At 59.9% G+C, this 252-nt stretch carries 1 protein-coding gene; it reads right to left on the bottom strand.

Annotation, left to right across the window (positions count from 1 at the left end):
• Window positions 1–252 (bottom strand): DNA polymerase III subunit chi (locus tag SB772_RS43625; RefSeq protein WP_410838981.1); only part of this gene is annotated, 252 nt, incomplete at both ends.

Raw genomic sequence — 252 nt, forward strand, 5'->3', positions numbered from 1 at the left:
GCGGTAGAAACGGAAACTCTCCCGCGCAGCCGCACGAATCGTCGGATCTTCCACCACTATTTCCGCCACGCGGGCAAATTTGTTGGCGAATACCGGCACTTTCAGGTCGAGATTGACCAGCAGGTCCTGGTGCTGACCGCAGTCTTCACCCAGTCCCAGCACAATCAAACCGTCCGGTTCACTGTCGGCGGGCCCATGAGGGACGAAGCTTTCGCCCTTGAACGCCCAAAGGCGCGCATCAAGGTCGTCGCG

Origin of the sequence: Paraburkholderia sp. SIMBA_030, from assembly GCF_046535245.1 — a bacterium.
Taxonomy (GTDB): Bacteria; Pseudomonadota; Gammaproteobacteria; order Burkholderiales; family Burkholderiaceae; genus Paraburkholderia.